Source organism: Thermostichus sp. OS-CIW-32 (assembly GCF_054060415.1).
Genome location: NZ_JBSSDD010000001.1, coordinates 309,092 through 324,342 on the forward strand (window position 1 = coordinate 309,092; position 15,251 = coordinate 324,342).

Genomic DNA, 15,251 nt, shown 5'->3' on the forward strand with positions numbered 1-15,251 from the left:
CTATCGGGATGACAGGATTCGAACCTGCGACCCCTTCGTCCCGAACGAAGTGCGCTACCAAGCTGCGCTACATCCCGACTGACAGGCCCCTTTAACCGCCCGCCGAAGCTCAACAAGTATAGCACGCCGGCTACGAACAATGATGACAAGGGATCCCCGGCAGAGAAGGGGATCCGATCTGCGCTAAGCTGCAAAAATCCCCCCTCTCGTCAGCCCAAGTATGAGTCAGTCTAAGGGTTTCCGCAAATCCAAGCCTGAGAAAAAACCGGCCAGCTCCAACACTGCCAAGCGTAAGGAAGCCGCCCAACGGTACGACGAGCTGAAAGCCAAGGGGATGCCGGAGTTCAACATCTTTGCCCGCCGTCGCCAGCCCGCGCCTGGCCAGCCCAACCCTTGGCTGCCGGTGGGATCCCTGGCAGTGGGGCGTTCCAGCGCCATTCACCAGGCCATTTTCCAAAACGAGGAAGAACTCAAAAAAGCAGCCGTCAGGCTGTTTCCCCGTCTCGGCAAGGTGAAAGATGACCTGGAGTTTGGGTTTCGCCTTAAGGACAAGGACTTCCAAGACGAGCCGATCCAGGTGGCGATCCGTCCCCAGCCTTCACCCCTTCAAGTCTGGATGGCCAAAATCCGAGGTTGGTTGGGCCTCTCCGGCAAAGGAACCTCTAAAAAAGGCTAGACTGCCGCAAAGGCTCTGGGCAGCCAGCTCAAAATCAGAGGGTTGACCACCTCTGGGCGCTCGTCGTGGGGGCAATGGCCTGTATTGGGAATGGGCAAGAACTGGTAGTCGATCCCTTGCACGTGGTTTTGAAAGCCGCGGCCCCGTTGAATGGGTGTCCAGGGATCCCCTTCTCCCCAGAGCACCAACAGCGGACAGCGCACCTGAGGCAATAGGGCTTCAGGAGTTGGGCCAGGGGGAGCGGTGAGAATCGAGGCAAACACCTGCTGAGCGCCCACATCACAGGAAGGGGCATAGAGAATCTCCACCAGCTCATCCGTAATGGCGGCGGGGTTGCGGTACACCTGCTCCAGAGTTGCGCGAATACGCTGCCGCTGCCGCACCCGATCGAACAAAAACGGCCCCGTCACCGGAGAAGCCGCCAGAGCGGTGAAAACACTCATGAAAAGGCGGAAAATCGGGCTGAGCTCATGGGAGCGATGGTTCAACCCCCCGGCGCAGTTGAGCAACACTGCTCCTGCCGTTAACTGGGGATGCCGGGCAGCCATGATCAAGCTGAGCAAGGCACCGATGGAATTGCCGATAAATACAGCAGGCTGCTGAATGTGCTGCTGCCAAAAATCCACCAGCAACTCCGCCCAGAGATCCAGGGTGTAGGGGAGGGCAGGCTTGGCCGAGCCGCCAAACCCGAGCAAATCCAGGGCATAGACCCGGTATCCTGCCGCAGCCAGCACGGGGATGTTGTGCCGCCAATGGCCGATGGAAGCCCCGAATCCATGCACCAAAACCAGGGGGGATCCGGATCCCTGCACCACATAGCGAATGGCATGTCCGCGCCAGCTCCAGACTTGGGGAGCAAAAGGAGCAATGGCATCAACCGCAGAACCGGCAGAAGAAGCAGTCAGCACAGCCTGAAAACAGACCCAGTTAAAGATGTAGGTAGAAACTCAGAGCCATCCCTGTTCATCATAGCTTCGGAATGCCTTTGTCTCCCGTCTCTACTGCCCTGCCTGCTGCTGCAGTTGCGGGTTCAGGTGCCGCCGAGGTGGGGTTGGGCCGGTCAACATGGGACGAAAGCATGCTGGACTTCTTGGGATCCCCGCCCTTGGCTGGATGGCATAGCACCCGGGGATCAGCTTTCGACCTCATTTCGACCTCACTACTTTGTAGATTTTGTAGCTCGGCTGGGTTGAGCAGAAAGAGCGCTGGGAAGCGCAACCCGTCCAAGGAGGTCGGAGCCGGAAGCCAGTTGGACAGGTTAAGGTGAAGAGACTGTTAAGATTCTTATGGTTTTGCTGTTGCCAAGGCAACACCGCACCAACTAACATCTCGCTACACTGCGACCGCTCATGATTCATCCTCTGCTGCAACGGCTGCACCAATCCACCCTGACCCCGCTGCGGGATATCCACTGGACGCCGGAATTGTTCGGAATCCTCTTGGTGTACTTTGTGCAGGGGGCGGTGGGGCTGGCACGGCTGGCCACCAGCTTTTACCTGAAGGATAGCTTGGGCCTCAGCCCGTCTCAGGTGGCGGCGTTGATGGGCGTTGCCATGAGCCCCTGGATCCTCAAGCCCCTCTACGGCCTGCTGTCGGATACCGTACCGGTGGCGGGCTATCGGCGTCGTCCCTACCTCTTGTTGTCAGGGCTTCTGGGGTGTGGGGCTTGGCTGGGGATGGCCCTGTGGGCACCGACGGCTGGTCTGGCCACCCTGTGGATGGTTTTGGGATCCCTGGCGGTGGCGGTAGGGGATGTAATCGTAGATTCGCTGGTGGTGGAGCGGGTACACGGCAGTGACTGGGCGGGGACGGGCACGCTGCAATCTTTAACTTGGGGAGCAACGGCCTTGGGATCCCTGCTCACCGCCTATTTGGGAGGAGCGCTCTTAGCCCATTATCCGCCGCAGGTGGTGTTTGGGCTGACGGCCTTTTTGCCGTTGTTCATCGCTCTGGCAGCTTGGGTTATCGCCGATCAACCGGTGGTGTTGTCTCAGGGCTGGGATCCCTTGCAACAACAGGTGGGGCAGGTGTGGCGGACGCTGCGGCAACCCAGCATTTTGCTGCCGGTGCTGTTTGTGTTCGTTTGGCAGGCCACTCCCAGCGCCGATGCGGCTCTTTTTTACTTTGTCACCAACGATCTCGGCTTTGGGCCGGAATTTTTGGGTCAGGTGCGCTTGGTAACCAGCATCGCCAGTTTGCTGGGGGTAGGGATCTTCCAGGTGTATCTGCGGCGGATCCCACTGCGGCCCCTGTTCGGCTGGATGACCGTGATCTCGGCAGGGTTGGGCCTGACCAGCCTTATCTTGGTCTATCACCTCAACCGGGATTGGGGCATCGACGATCATTGGTTTAGCTTGGGGGACAGCCTGGTGCTAACGGTGGCAGGACAAATTGCCTTTATGCCAGTGCTGGTCTTGGCCGCCCGCCTCTGCCCCCCTGGGATCGAGGCCACCCTCTTTGCTCTGCTGATGTCGGCCTTTAATTTGGCGGGGTTTCTCTCCCAAGAGCTGGGATCCCTGCTGATGCATGGGCTGGGGGTAACGGAGACCGATTTCAGCCGGCTGGGGCTGCTGCTGATCCTGACCAACCTTTCTACCCTCTTGCCCCTGCCGTTTTTGGGCTGGCTGCCGGAAGAGAGCATAACCCTTGGCGGAGCAGAACTTGAGGCGGAAGCCCATGCCTCTCTGGAATCCTTTCTGCGGGATGTGCAGGCAGAAGAAGCGGAGACAGCCTTGGCGATGGAAGGGGTCTCTCTGGCCGAAACCGACCCAACCTAAAGAGACTCTGTCTGGCCTCGGGAAAGGCATACAGCCTCGGTGTCCAGCCGCTAAGATGGAGGGATGAGCTGGGTAGCCCCCACAACTCACTCGGATCTTTCACTTCAGGAGGGGACCGTGCTTCATCGTAGGATCTATCAACTCAGCCGCGAAGGCAAGGATGTGTGGATCTATCTGCGGGATCAGGGACGCTGGCTGGAACGGGCCAAGATCCTCGATATCGAAGGGGACACCATCCTAGTTCGCTACGAGACAGAAGATGAGGAGGAGATCTGCTCCTGGGAGGAGATGATTCGCCTGGAAAGCATTGGAGCTGTTGCTCAGCGCCTTTCCACCATTCCCAAGGGGATGCTCAGCACGTCAGATTTGCTCACCTCAGAAGACTGCCCTCCGGCTGAATTGCTGCATCCGCCACTGTTGCCTACCGAAGGAGAAGATCATCCCAGCAGCGAGCGCCTCGTGGAGGATTACTACCTGGATCGGGAGGCTCCTGCCGAGCTGCCGGTGCGCTCCAGTGGGGAAGATCTCAAACGGGCGGATCGTGCCCGGCACGATGCTGAAGGCACGGATTGAGTTCTCCGTTTGCCAGAGCGGCGCAGAAGAGCGCTTGACATCCTCAGCTAGAAATCGCAGGAGCCCCGCACTGTACCCGTAGGGTCAGTGCCGGGAGGAATGCGGAAGTCACAATAGAACCATGACCCAAGTCCTGACCGTATCCTGCAAGCTCAAGGTGTCCCAGTCGCAAGCCGCCAAATTGGACGCGACTTTGGAGGCTTTTGGCCAAGCCTTGAACTGGGTCAACCAAAACACACCCGAGAAAGTCGCCAACGCCGTTAAGCTCCAGTCTCTGTGCTACCGCGAAATCCGTGCCCGGTTCGGCTTGTCCAGTAACTTGGCTCAGCAGGTCTGCAGGCGGCTGGCCGGCGCCCGTAAAGTTGCCCAACAGAAAAACCGCCCCGTCAAAGCGTTCAAAGGGGGCTTCGCTACCTACGACGCTCGTATCTTTTCGTTCCGCGAGAAAGACTGGACGGTGTCGCTGACCACGGTGGAGGGTCGGGAGCGCTTTGAGCTGGCGATTGGCCGCTACCAGAGAGAACGGCTGGCTGGTTCCAACCCCAAATCTGCCACCCTGGTCAAGCGTAAAGACGGCTCCTACTCCATTCAAATCTGTGTGGAAGCGGAGCCATCCCCACCGCAACGCACGGGCAGAGTGCTGGGGGTGGACTTGGGGAGGACGGATATTGCCCATACGTCAGAGGGGGACAACTGGAATGGACAGCAGTTGAACAGAGTCCGCGACCACTACTCTCGATTGAGGGCGGCACTCCAACGCAAAGCCAGTAAGGGCACACGCAGTTCGCGGCGCAGATGCCGTCAACTGCTGCAACGGCTGTCTGGCAAGGAGAGACGTTTTCAGGCGTGGGTCAATCATCGCATCTCCAAAGCTATTGTCTCTAGGGCAAAAGCTACCAACAGCGCTATCGCCCTGGAAGACCTGACAGGGATCCGGAAAAGAGTCAATCAACAGCCGCGCAGCAAAACCGAAAGGCGCAGTGCCAACAGTTGGGCGTTCTACCAACTACGTCAATTTCTGGAATACAAGGCGAGGGTTGCAGGGGTTTCTCTGATTCTTGTGCCGCCCGCCTACACGTCGCAGACCTGTTACAAGTGTTTACACATCCACCCTGAGCAGGGCAAGTCCTACCGCAGTGGCAAGTCGTTCAAGTGTGGGCACTGTGGATGGGAAGGAGATGCGGATTTGAATGGTGCGAATGTGATTGCGCTCTTGGGGGCTGCCGTAAACCAGCCTAGAGGTTCGGGCCTGTTTTGTTCTCTGGTAGGGCAGAGCAGGCTCAGGGCTACTGAAAGCCCGCTCCGTACCGCTTAGCGGTCGGAGCCGGGTAGTTTACTTGTGCAGGGTCGGATGGTCAGTGGGCCGTAGAACTCCTCTTGGCACAGCTCCACCTGAGAGCGGGCAGCCATTAGCAGCAATGACCAGAAGACTTGAATGGGGTGAATGGTCCCGCTGCTGCCGTTTTGATAGCTTTTTTGGCAAAAGTGTTGCTGGAGATCGACAAAGCTGATCTGGGTCAGACCCTGCTGCCAAAGCTGAGCCAGCAGAGATTCTAGCTCGGCGGTGGTTTCCAAAAGGTTTTCCGGGTGGGCTAGCTGAGTGATGGCCGACAGCGCTTGCTGGCGAGAAATCCGTTGGGCCAGCGGCTTTGGGGCAGCTTCGGGCTGGTGTTCCAGCAGGGTTTCCAGCTCTTGCAGGTGGGCGATGAGTTCTTTGAGGGTGATGGGCCGGGTACGTTGGAGACGTGGCGCTGCCCTGGGTTGCAACACGCGATCCAAGTGCGCCAAAGACCAGCTTGGCCAGGGATCCACTTCTACCTCCACCGGGCTGGGCTCACTTTCTTCTGCTTCTGGTTCTGCCAAAGCCATCGCCTTAAGATAGACCAACATGGCAGCGTGGAGCAGGGCTTGTCCCGACTCAGACAGGTCATGGCTGCTGCTGGTGGGAGCCATACGGGCCAGAAAGCGATCGATAACCTCGATGACCTGCACATCCCAGGGATCGATCTCGCCTCGTTCTGCCAAATCAATGAGCAGAGCAATTGCCTCTTCGGTCGGTGAGTAGGCCATAGCACCCCACAGCTCCCTGACCCTTACTGTAGCCCTCAGGCCGGATCCCGGCTATCTCTAGCCATCTCCCATGCCGATCCGAATCCTCTGGCTCAATCGCTGACGTGGTAATATAGAGATCCTGCTCTAGTCGATAGCTGCTAGAGTGGTATCTACGGGCGGTTAGCACAGTGGTAGCGCACTTCCTTCACACGGAAGGGGTCACAAGTTCGAATCTTGTACCGCCCATACCCGCAAACCTGCTCCTGCAGCGAGCTTCAACAGTCCAAGTCCTTCTCCTGGAGGAGAGATACAGGCGGCTAGAAACGACTTTTTCCGCCCCGGGGTCTCCCTGGAGCGCGCCTTAGGGAGAGGGCTAATGGCTGTTGAGAACAACTCCGCTTGAGCTTCCAGCGTCTTTGCTGCCAGGCCAGTGGAGAAAGGGAAGAATGGTAGCCTAATAAAGGGTAGGGTTGAGGCCATGCAAGAATTTCGTCCCGCTAACGCGATCAGAAACCTTCGCTTCATACTCCTGGGCTTGTGGATCTTGAGCCTGCTCGTTCTCCTCATCCAAAACTGGGGATCCCCGGCAAGGGTTGTGGTGGGTGGGCAATCGGGATCCCCGCTTCCTCTATCGTTGGTGCTATTGGCCTCTTATGGGGCAGGGATGGGGCTGGGATTTTTGTATGTAGGCTCCTGGCGATTGCACGACCGGGTGTTCCAGCGACAGGCAATCCGTAAGTTAACTCAGTTGAGCGACCGAGTTCGCTTTTTGGAAGCCCAGCTGATTCCCCCCGACCACTATTTGCCCCAAGATCTGCCGGAGTACGAGCCGGATCCCCAAGCAAGCCGCTATTCCTATTCCAATATCCCGCCGGAACGCATTCGCGATCCCGCTCCTGAGGACGACGATGCGGCAGCAGCTCCCAACTGGCGGATTGTCCAGCGGCCCTACGCCGACGAGGAGGAGGAAGGATGGGATTCCTAAACTGGTGGAAATCGTCTGCCGCTCCTGCGTCTGAGCCCGACCCCCGCCCTGAACCGCGGGGACAGAACAACTATCTGCTCATCGTCCTAGACAGTTGCCGCTTCGACAGCCTGCTGGCGGCCAACCCCAAGCACTTGCTGAAGTTGGGCCCTCTGGAAAAGCGCTGGAGCTACGCTTCCTGGACGGCCCCTGCCCATTACAACCTGCTCATGGGCCTGCTGCCCCACACCAGCCCCATCCACGTTTTTGCGTCCGAGCACTACAAGCAAGATTATCTGCGCTACAACGAGCGGCTCGGCACCCGGCAACCCATTGAGTTCAAGCATCTGCTGCCCCATCTCTACTTGCCGACGCTGCTGAAGCACCAACTGGGCTACACCACCCACGCCATGGTCTCCATGCCGGTGCTCAACCCCAGCACGCTGCTGAATCGGGATTTCGATTCCTACCGCCTCATGCCCCAGCACAACGATATGGCGGCCATGGTGGAACAGTTGCGCTTCGAGCCGGATCGCCCCAGCTTTTACCTGTTAAACGTGGGCGAAACTCACTATCCCTACGCGCTGCCCGATGAGGATCCCAGCTTGTGGCCCCGCATCTCGGGGGTGAATGGGGTGTTGAAGCGGCTGGATGAAGGAGAAGAGGACGGGATCCCCTTTTTCGATTCGGCCCAGTTGGAAGAGCTACGGCAGCGACAGATCCAGGCGGTGCGCTACCTGGATGGGATCTTTGAACAGCTGTTCGACCTGGTTCCCAAAAACACCTACATCACGGTTACAGCCGATCACGGCGAACTGTTTGGGGAGGGAGGCTACTTCGGCCACGGCCCTATCCACCACGAAAAAGTGCTGGAGGTGCCTTTTATCGAGGGCAAGATTCGCTAGGATGAGGCCCTCACCCCCAGCCCCTCTCCCTGAGGACAAGGGTGGCCATCGATAGCCCAGCAACTGGGCTTACCAGGATTGAGCCTCTGTTTGCCTGCCGGTTAACGCGATCGCCTGAATCGCATGGGCAGAGCCTCTTCCCTTTTGGAGCAGCTAGATCTGCTGGGTCTCCGGCTTGGGCAGGGTAGGATCCCGGCGGGGTTCGCCGTTGGCGCTACTCGGACGGAGCCCTTGCGGGGATCCTTTTACACCGGAACCCAACCCATCTTCGGCGGCCAGGTCGGCAGAGCGGGCGATCTCGTAAAGGCTTTTCACCACACTGCTGAGGGGAATGGCGACGATCACGCCCAGGATGCCCCCCAGTTGCGCCCCCACCAACAGGGCAATCAAGATCCACACTGGATTTAGCCCGATCAGCTCTCCCATCAGGCGGGGGGCGATGACCCGATCCTTCACCTGCTGCACGATCAGGGAAACCAGCACCACTTTAAGGCTGAGCCAAATGTCCTGAAAGGCCAGCAACACCGCCGCCGCCCCAATGCCAATCACCCCCCCCACCAGGGGGATGACCTCCAGCAGGCCGATCAGCAGGCCAAACAGGAGCCCGAAAGGTACCCGCAAAAACCCAAAAACCGGCACCAGCATCAGGGCCATGATGAACCCCAACACCAACTGGCTGATGAGGAAGTTCTGAAAGCTGAGGGCTAGGGCTTCGCCAATGCGCGGCCCCCAAGGTTTGGGGAAGAGGCTGAGCAACCCCTGCCAGAACTGGCCCCCGTAGAGCAGCATGTAGAGGGCCAACACCAGCACCAGCACCAAGTCGATCACCTGGTTGAACGTACCCAGAAGGAGATCCAGGGATTGGCCGGCAATTTTCTCGGCGCTGGCCTGCAGGCGGTTGAGAAGGGTATTGACCAGCTCCGTCTGGCCAAGGTTGATGTTGCGCTCGGCGGCCCAAAGGCTAATCTGGTCGAGCCAATTTTGTAAGGTGTCCACCCACTCTGGGATCCGCGCCCCCAGCTGCACCACTTGCTTGGCCAAGACCGGCACCACGGCGATCCCCACCAAGACCAGCAGCACCACCGAGAGAGCAAAAACCAGGGTGACCGCCAAACCTCGACTGACCCGATAGCGCCGCAGCACCTGCACCGGGTAGTTGAGCAAAAAGGCCAGCACCGCCGCTGTCAGGATGGTGGTGAGCAAATGCCCAAACAGCCGACCCACCTGTATGGCCAGCCAGCCGCTGATGACGATCAAGATCCAGGTGAGCAGCAACCGCTGCAAGGGTGAGAAGCGATTCATGCCGGAGCCATCCCCAAGGGATCCCAAAGCGCTTAAAAACCCAGGATGCTATACCCACTATCCACGTAGATCACCTGGCCGGTAATGCCGCTGGCCAGGTCGCTGGCCAGAAAAGCCGCCACATTGCCCACCTCTATTTGAGTGACATTGCGCCGTAGGGGAGCTTTCTCCTCCACAGCATGCAGCATGGCATGAAAATCGGAAATGGCCGATGAGGCCAAGGTGCGGATTGGGCCGGCAGAAATGGCGTTCACCCGGATCCCGGCAGGGCCCAGCTCGGCAGCCAGGTAGCGGACACAGGTTTCCAGGCCCGCTTTGGTGACGGCAGCCATGTTGTAGTTGGGCACCACTCGCACTCCTCCCAAGTAGGTCAAGGTGAGGACACTGCTGCCGGATCTCAGTAGGGGCTTGGCAGCCCGGCAGAGGGCAATCAGGGAGTAGGTGCTCACATCCATGGCCAGGGCAAACCCCTCCCGCGAGATATCGCTGAAGTTGCCGCTCAGCTCCTCTTTTTTGACATAGGCCAGGCAGTGAACCAGAATATCGACCTGACCCCATTTTTCGGTTACCCCCTGAAACAGATCGCTGATCTGCTGATCGCTTTGCACGTCGCAGGGGAGGAGAAAATCTGGCTGCAAGGGATCCGTGAGTTGCTGAACTTTGGTTTTGAAGCGATCCCGCTCGTCCGGCAGATAGGTAACCCCTAGGCTGGCCCCCGCTTTGTGCAGTTGCTGAGCAATGCCCCAGGCAATGGAGCGCTCGTTGGCAATGCCGGTTACCAAGGCTTTCTTTCCCGTCAGCTGTAGCATGGCAAAAAAAGTAGGGGTGTATTCCTTTCTATCCTCCCACAGGTGGGAGCTGGGGCTGGGAGAAGGGATCCCAGGCACTCCTGAACTCCCGTTAAAAAGGCCCGGCTTTCACAATGAAAGTCCTTTTGGTTGAAAAGGAATATTGTCTGCTGGATCTCCGCAGCCCTGTTACCCGTGCCGAAATCATCGAGCACCCGTGGTCGTTGGAAGATACCTCCCTCAACCGGGCTGATAGGTGGAAGCCACGTGCAGTTCCTTGAGCTGCTTCGCCTCAACGCTGGAAGGAGCGCCGGTGAGCAAACATCGCGCCTGCTGGGTTTTGGGAAAGGCGATGACATCCCGGATGGAATCTTCCCCGGCCAGCAACATCACCAGCCGATCCAGGCCGTAGGCAATGCCGCCGTGGGGCGGGGTGCCATACTCAAAGGCTTCCAACAAAAAGCCAAACTTGTCCCGCGCCTGTTCGGGGGTGAGGCCAATCGCTTGAAAAACCTGCTCCTGAATTTCCCGCTGGTAAATCCGCAGGGATCCCCCTCCTACTTCCACGCCGTTCCACACCAGGTCATAAGCCTGGGCCCGCGCCGTTTTCAGGTCGGCCAAGTCGTCGGGGTGGGGGGCGGTAAAGGGGTGGTGCAGGGCTTCCAGGCGATTTTCTTCGGCGTTGAACTCAAACATGGGAAAGTCGGTGATCCAGAGGAGATTCAAGGCGTTCTCTGGGATCAAACCCAGCTCCTGGCCCAGGTGCAGCCGCAGCCGGCCCAAAGACTCGTTCACCACTGCCGCCGGCCCTGCCCCAAACAGCAACAGATCCCCTGGCTTGGCCTGGGTGAGATCCAGCAACCGCTTCTCCTGCTCGGGGCTCAAGCTCTCTTTCAGGGCGCCGATGGTATCGAGGCTGTCGGGCCGCACCCGGATAAAGGCCAAGCCGCCCGCCCCATACTGGGTGACCAGCTTGAACAGATCCCCGCCTGGTTTGATGCGGGTGTTGGAGATCTTTTCATCGCCGCCGGGCACTGGCAGGATTTTGATCAAACCGCCCTCAGCCAGCACTTTGGCGAAGACTTTGAATCGGGATCCCTGAAACACCTCCGAAACATCCACCAACTCCATCCCAAAGCGGGTGTCAGGCTTGTCGGAGCCGTAGCGGGCCATGGCCTCGGCATAGGTCAGGCGCGGGAAGGGACGGGGCAGGTGGATCCCTTTGACAGTTTTGAAGATATGGCAGATCAGTCGCTCGTTGAGCTCCAGGATCCCTTCTTGATCCATGAAGCTCATCTCCATGTCCAACTGGGTGAACTCCGGCTGCCGATCCGCCCGCAGATCCTCATCCCGAAAGCAGCGGGCGATCTGGTAGTAGCGATCCACGCCAGCCACCATCAGCAGCTGCTTAAAGAGCTGGGGCGACTGCGGCAGGGCAAACCACTCGCCGGGGTTGACGCGGCTGGGCACCAGGTAGTCTCTGGCCCCTTCTGGGGTGGAGCGGGTGAGAATGGGAGTCTCCACCTCGACAAAGCCCTCCTCGTCTTCTAGGAAACGGCGGATGGCCTGGATGACCCGGTGGCGCAGTTGCAGGTTACGGGACATGCGCTCCCGCCGCAAATCCAGGTAGCGATAGCGCAGGCGGATCTCTTCTCGCACTTCCTCTGCTTCTTCTCCCGAGACGCTGAAGGGGAGCTGCTTGCCGACTGGACTGAGCACTTCCAACTGTTCGGCGTAGATCTCGACCTCGCCGGTGGCCAGGCGAGGGTTGAAGGAGTCGGGGGGCCGTTGCTGGACAGTTCCCGTTACCCGCACCACATATTCGTTGCGCACTTCCCCCGCCAGTGGATATGACTGCGGAGTTTTCTGCGGATCCGCCACCAGTTGCACAATGCCAGAGCGATCCCGCAAATCCAGAAAGATCACCCCCCCGTGGTCGCGGCGGCGGTCGATCCAGCCGTAGAGGGTGACGGTCTGGCCAATGTGGGCCGGGCGGACTTCGCCACAGTAGAGGGTGCGGGCCGGGCGATGGATGGCAGCAGGCATGGAAGAGGTGAGAGAACAAGGGTCTGAGCCCCTATCATACAAAACTCAGACCTCCTGCCTCGACTCAGCTTCTCAAGAGCAGTCAGGGGATCCGCCCAGGGCTACCACAATCGTGCAGGTGTTGTGGCGCATCATGGCAACGTAAGTTTCGGCGCCGCTGCCTGGCTCCCCCAAAGAATCGGAGTACAGCTCCTGTTCCGCTACCTTGACTCCCGCTTCAGCGGCCACCGTTTGGATCAGGGCCGGGTTGAGGGTGGTCTCGGCAAAGACAGCCGGCACCTGTAGAGCGCGGATCTCCTCCACTAAGCGGGCCACTGTCTGGGCGCTGGGCTGTTCTTCGGTGCTGATCCCCAGCAGGGATCCCCCCATTTTCAGGCCGTAGGCTTGGGTGTAGTAGGCAAAGGCATCGTGAGTGGTCACCAAAACCCGGTTGGGAGGGGGGATGGTCTGAATTTGCTCCCCAATCCAGGCATGAAGCTCCTCCAGCTCTGCTCGATGGGCAGCAGCATTGGTTTGGAAGAAGGTCGCCTCGCCAGGCACCTGTTCCGCCAGCTCTTGGGCGATGCGCTCCACCATGAGGATGACGTTTTCCACATTGCCCCACACGTGGGGGTCGGGAGTGGGGATCCCATCCTCCTCATTAGTGACGATGGGATCGAGGATCTCGGCCAAGGCAACCCGCCGCGCCTGTTGGGCTGTGGCCTCGATGAGGCGCATCAACCCCGGCTCCAGGTTGTAGCCGTTGTAAAACACCAAGTCTGCCCGCTCTAGGGCCATCCCATCCGCCGGTGCCGGCTCGTAGATGTGGGGATCCATCCCCGGCTGCAGCAGGCTGGTGAGCTGGATGCGATCTTGGCCCACCTGCTCCACCCAATCGGCGATCAGTGTGGTGGTGGCCACAACGCGGGGACGCGCCCATCCCGAACCGGCCAAGGCCAGAAAACTGCTGATCGCCAAGCCGAAGGCCGCTACCCAACGGCGCCGCCCCCAAAGGAAGACAGGACTTTTCATTATCGTTTCATGATTTAGGTACCCCTTTAGGGTACACTGGACTTACTCGAAAATGAAAGCAAAATGAAAAAGCAATCTGCTCCTCTCCCTCTTCGCCCGGCCAGGGGATCCCTGGTGGTGCGGGATCTGACGGTGCGTTACGGCAGCCTGCAGGTGCTGCAAGGGATCCAAGCTGAAATCGCGCCGGGGCGCATCACGGGCATCCTCGGGCCCAACGGGGCCGGCAAAAGCACCTTTCTCAAGGGGCTGTTGGGGTTGGTGCCGCTGGAACGGGGGGAAGTGCGCTACGGCGGACAAGCGCTGCGGGGAGAGCAAGTGGCCTATGTACCCCAGCGCTCGGCCATCGACTGGTCGTTTCCCGCCACGGTGTGGGATGTGGTGTTGATGGGGCAGGTGAGAGCTGCTGGCTGGTTTCGCCGCATCGGGAAAAAGGGGCAGCAGCGGGCTGCTCAAGCCCTGGAGCGGGTGGGGATGGGGGCCTACCGGGATCGCCCCATTGGAAAGCTGTCGGGGGGACAACAGCAGCGGGTGTTCCTGGCGCGGGCCTTGGCGCAAGAAGCGGAGATCTACGCCCTTGACGAACCCTTTGCCGGGATCGACCAGCCCAGCGAAGCTATTTTGTTCCAGGTGTTGCGGGAGCTGGCAGATGCCGGCCACATCGTGATGGTGGTGCACCACGATTTGGGGCAGGCCCGGGCCTACTTCGACGAAGTGCTCCTCCTCAACCGTGTCTTAATTGCCCAGGGATCCCCGCGGGAGGTGTTGCAGCCAGCGGTGTTGCAGCGGGCCTATGGCCGAGCCCTGCTGCTGGACTCAGCTGCCTAGGGAGAGTTTGAGGTCAACAACGTTATGGAATGGCTCTGGCACAGCCTGGCGGATCCCTTGAGTTTTGCCTTCATGCAACGGGCTCTGCTGGTGGCGGTGGCCGTCGGCATTCTCTGTGCCGTGGTGGGCAGCTATCTGCTGGTGCAAAGCTTGGCCCTCCTGGGGGATGCCATCAGCCATTCGCTGCTGCCGGGCCTGGCCATTGCCTACATGCTGGGCCTCAACCTGTTTGTGGGAGCCTTTGTGGCCGGTCTCCTCAGCGCCCTCTTAATTCAATGGATCCGCTCCGCCAGCCCCCTCAAGCCGGATGCAGCCATGGGGATCGTCTTTTCGGCCTTTTTTGCCTTGGGGATCCTGTTGATCACTTTGATCCAACGGCGGGCTCGCATCGATCTCAACCACTTCCTCTTCGGCAACCTCCTGGGGGTGAATGCTGTCGATGTGCTGACAGTGGTGGGCATCACCCTTTTGGTGTTGGGGTTAGTGGCCCTCTTCTTCAAGGAATTGACCTTTTACAGCTTCGATCCCTTAGGGGCCAAAGCAGCCGGCCTGCCCACCGAGCGGCTGGGGTGGGGGCTGATGGTGCTCACTTCCCTGACGTTGGTGGCCAGCATGAAGGCAGTGGGCGTGCTCTTAGTGTTGGCCATGCTGATCACGCCAGCGGCAACCGCCTATCTGGTGGTGCCTCGATTGCACCAGGTGATGCTGTTGGGATCCCTATTTGGGGTGAGCGCCAGCCTGCTGGGGATGTACGCCAGCTACTACCTCAATGTGGCCTCCGGCCCGGCCATCGTCCTGGTGGCCTCCGCCTGGTTTAGCCTGGCCTTTCTGGGCAGAGTGTTCTCAGGAACGCGCTAGAAACCAGGGATCGCAGGTCGGGATCCCTGGTTCGAACCTCATCTGAGAGAGGGTAGAAAGCGGTAGGTAGTCAACTCAGAAGCGGGAAGAGCGGCCATCCCGACCGCCTGCGCTGGTCTGCCGAGGCAACGCCTTGTTGACCCTCAGATCCCGGCCCATCCAAGTAGCACCGTCCAGCTCGTCGATGGCCTTTTGCTCATCGGCTTCGTTTTCCAGTTCCACAAAGGCAAAACCTCGCTTACGGCCAGTCTCCCGATCCACCGGCAGCTTAATTTGCTTAACGGTGCCGTATTCGGCAAACACAAGCCGCAGATCTTCTTCGCTGGCCTTGAAGGACAAATTACCCACAAAAATGGTCATGGCGTAGCATACTCCGAACCTTACCCTTTAGCGTTCAGTTCGGAGGCTCACCTGGTTAAACCATTCGCTCAATCCGAACCTCATGCCAACCACATCTTAGTCTTCCCAATGGCA

General features: G+C 59.3%; 15 protein-coding genes and 2 tRNA genes. 9 read left to right on the forward strand and 8 right to left on the reverse strand.

What is annotated here, in order from left to right; translation table 11 throughout:
• Nucleotides 1–3 precede the first annotated feature (3 nt).
• Nucleotides 4–77, reverse strand: a tRNA-Pro gene (locus ACVWY8_RS01440).
• Nucleotides 78–220: 143 nt separating this feature from the next.
• On the opposite strand from ACVWY8_RS01440, the gene ACVWY8_RS01445 reads away from it, so the two are divergent.
• Nucleotides 221–676 carry an HHL1-like protein gene (locus ACVWY8_RS01445; RefSeq protein WP_457387989.1) on the forward strand — a complete coding sequence of 152 codons (456 nt, stop codon included), beginning with the start codon at nucleotides 221–223 and terminating at the stop codon, nucleotides 674–676.
• Here ACVWY8_RS01445 and ACVWY8_RS01450 read toward each other — a convergent pair.
• Complete coding sequence (locus ACVWY8_RS01450; protein WP_457392242.1) at nucleotides 673–1,584, reverse strand: alpha/beta fold hydrolase; 912 nt, start codon at nucleotides 1,582–1,584, stop codon at nucleotides 673–675. The two genes, ACVWY8_RS01445 and ACVWY8_RS01450, sit on opposite strands and share 4 nt — an antisense overlap.
• A 441-nt stretch (nucleotides 1,585–2,025) precedes the next feature.
• Here ACVWY8_RS01450 and ACVWY8_RS01455 point away from each other — a divergent pair, with 441 nt between their 5' ends.
• The 3 genes from ACVWY8_RS01455 (at nucleotide 2,026) to ACVWY8_RS01465 (ending at nucleotide 5,341) form a co-directional block, all read left to right on the forward strand.
• Nucleotides 2,026–3,453: a folate/biopterin family MFS transporter gene (locus tag ACVWY8_RS01455; RefSeq protein ID WP_457392240.1), complete on the forward strand. Its 1,428-nt coding sequence runs from the start codon at nucleotides 2,026–2,028 to the stop codon at nucleotides 3,451–3,453.
• Nucleotides 3,454–3,570: 117 nt separating this feature from the next.
• The gene (locus ACVWY8_RS01460) at nucleotides 3,571–4,026 is read left to right on the forward strand and encodes a DUF6679 family protein (RefSeq protein WP_011432782.1); all 456 of its coding nucleotides are present in this window, start codon (nucleotides 3,571–3,573) and stop codon (nucleotides 4,024–4,026) included.
• A 121-nt stretch (nucleotides 4,027–4,147) separates the two neighbouring features.
• The gene (locus tag ACVWY8_RS01465; RefSeq protein ID WP_457392237.1) at nucleotides 4,148–5,341 is read left to right on the forward strand and encodes an RNA-guided endonuclease InsQ/TnpB family protein; all 1,194 of its coding nucleotides are present in this window, start codon (nucleotides 4,148–4,150) and stop codon (nucleotides 5,339–5,341) included.
• Here the strand turns inward: ACVWY8_RS01465 and ACVWY8_RS01470 are convergent.
• Nucleotides 5,338–6,096, reverse strand: a complete 759-nt coding sequence (locus ACVWY8_RS01470) for a segregation/condensation protein A (RefSeq protein ID WP_457392234.1) — start codon at nucleotides 6,094–6,096, stop codon at nucleotides 5,338–5,340. The genes ACVWY8_RS01465 and ACVWY8_RS01470 overlap by 4 nt on opposite strands.
• 156 nt (nucleotides 6,097–6,252) lie before the next feature.
• Here ACVWY8_RS01470 and ACVWY8_RS01475 point away from each other — a divergent pair.
• The 3 genes from ACVWY8_RS01475 to ACVWY8_RS01485 all read left to right on the forward strand — a co-directional run bounded on the left by ACVWY8_RS01475 (nucleotide 6,253) and on the right by ACVWY8_RS01485 (nucleotide 7,947).
• Nucleotides 6,253–6,324 (forward strand) — tRNA-Val (locus ACVWY8_RS01475).
• 298 nt (nucleotides 6,325–6,622) lie between these two features.
• Nucleotides 6,623–7,063, forward strand: a complete 441-nt coding sequence (locus ACVWY8_RS01480) for a hypothetical protein (RefSeq protein WP_457392231.1) — start codon at nucleotides 6,623–6,625, stop codon at nucleotides 7,061–7,063.
• A complete protein-coding gene (locus ACVWY8_RS01485; RefSeq protein WP_011432786.1) occupies nucleotides 7,051–7,947 on the forward strand; it encodes a sulfatase-like hydrolase/transferase in 897 nt (298 codons plus the stop codon). The genes ACVWY8_RS01480 and ACVWY8_RS01485 overlap by 13 nt, the downstream gene beginning before the upstream one ends.
• 153 nt (nucleotides 7,948–8,100) lie before the next feature.
• Here the strand turns inward: ACVWY8_RS01485 and ACVWY8_RS01490 are convergent, their stop codons facing one another.
• From ACVWY8_RS01490 to ACVWY8_RS01505, 4 genes are all read right to left on the reverse strand, one after another.
• Complete coding sequence (locus ACVWY8_RS01490; RefSeq protein WP_414341734.1) at nucleotides 8,101–9,249, reverse strand: AI-2E family transporter; 1,149 nt, start codon at nucleotides 9,247–9,249, stop codon at nucleotides 8,101–8,103.
• A gap of 32 nt (nucleotides 9,250–9,281) precedes the next feature.
• Complete coding sequence (fabI, locus tag ACVWY8_RS01495; protein ID WP_011432788.1) at nucleotides 9,282–10,058, reverse strand: enoyl-ACP reductase FabI; 777 nt, start codon at nucleotides 10,056–10,058, stop codon at nucleotides 9,282–9,284.
• 219 nt (nucleotides 10,059–10,277) lie between these two features.
• Nucleotides 10,278–12,083 (reverse strand): aspartate--tRNA ligase, encoded by a 1,806-nt coding sequence (gene aspS / locus ACVWY8_RS01500; protein ID WP_011432789.1) that lies wholly within the window; start codon nucleotides 12,081–12,083, stop codon nucleotides 10,278–10,280.
• A gap of 72 nt (nucleotides 12,084–12,155) precedes the next feature.
• Nucleotides 12,156–13,094, reverse strand: a complete 939-nt coding sequence (locus ACVWY8_RS01505; protein ID WP_457392229.1) for a metal ABC transporter solute-binding protein, Zn/Mn family — start codon at nucleotides 13,092–13,094, stop codon at nucleotides 12,156–12,158.
• A gap of 63 nt (nucleotides 13,095–13,157) precedes the next feature.
• Here ACVWY8_RS01505 and ACVWY8_RS01510 point away from each other — a divergent pair, with 63 nt between their 5' ends.
• Both ACVWY8_RS01510 and ACVWY8_RS01515 read left to right on the forward strand, forming a co-directional pair.
• Nucleotides 13,158–13,919, forward strand: a complete 762-nt coding sequence (locus ACVWY8_RS01510) for a metal ABC transporter ATP-binding protein (protein WP_414381929.1) — start codon at nucleotides 13,158–13,160, stop codon at nucleotides 13,917–13,919.
• A 24-nt stretch (nucleotides 13,920–13,943) separates the two neighbouring features.
• Nucleotides 13,944–14,777, forward strand: coding sequence for a metal ABC transporter permease (locus ACVWY8_RS01515; protein ID WP_011432792.1), 834 nt, complete (start codon nucleotides 13,944–13,946; stop codon nucleotides 14,775–14,777).
• A 75-nt stretch (nucleotides 14,778–14,852) separates the two neighbouring features.
• Here the strand turns inward: ACVWY8_RS01515 and ACVWY8_RS01520 are convergent, their stop codons facing one another.
• Nucleotides 14,853–15,137 (reverse strand): RNA recognition motif domain-containing protein, encoded by a 285-nt coding sequence (locus tag ACVWY8_RS01520; RefSeq protein WP_011432793.1) that lies wholly within the window; start codon nucleotides 15,135–15,137, stop codon nucleotides 14,853–14,855.
• Between the last annotated feature and the right edge of the window lie 114 nt (nucleotides 15,138–15,251).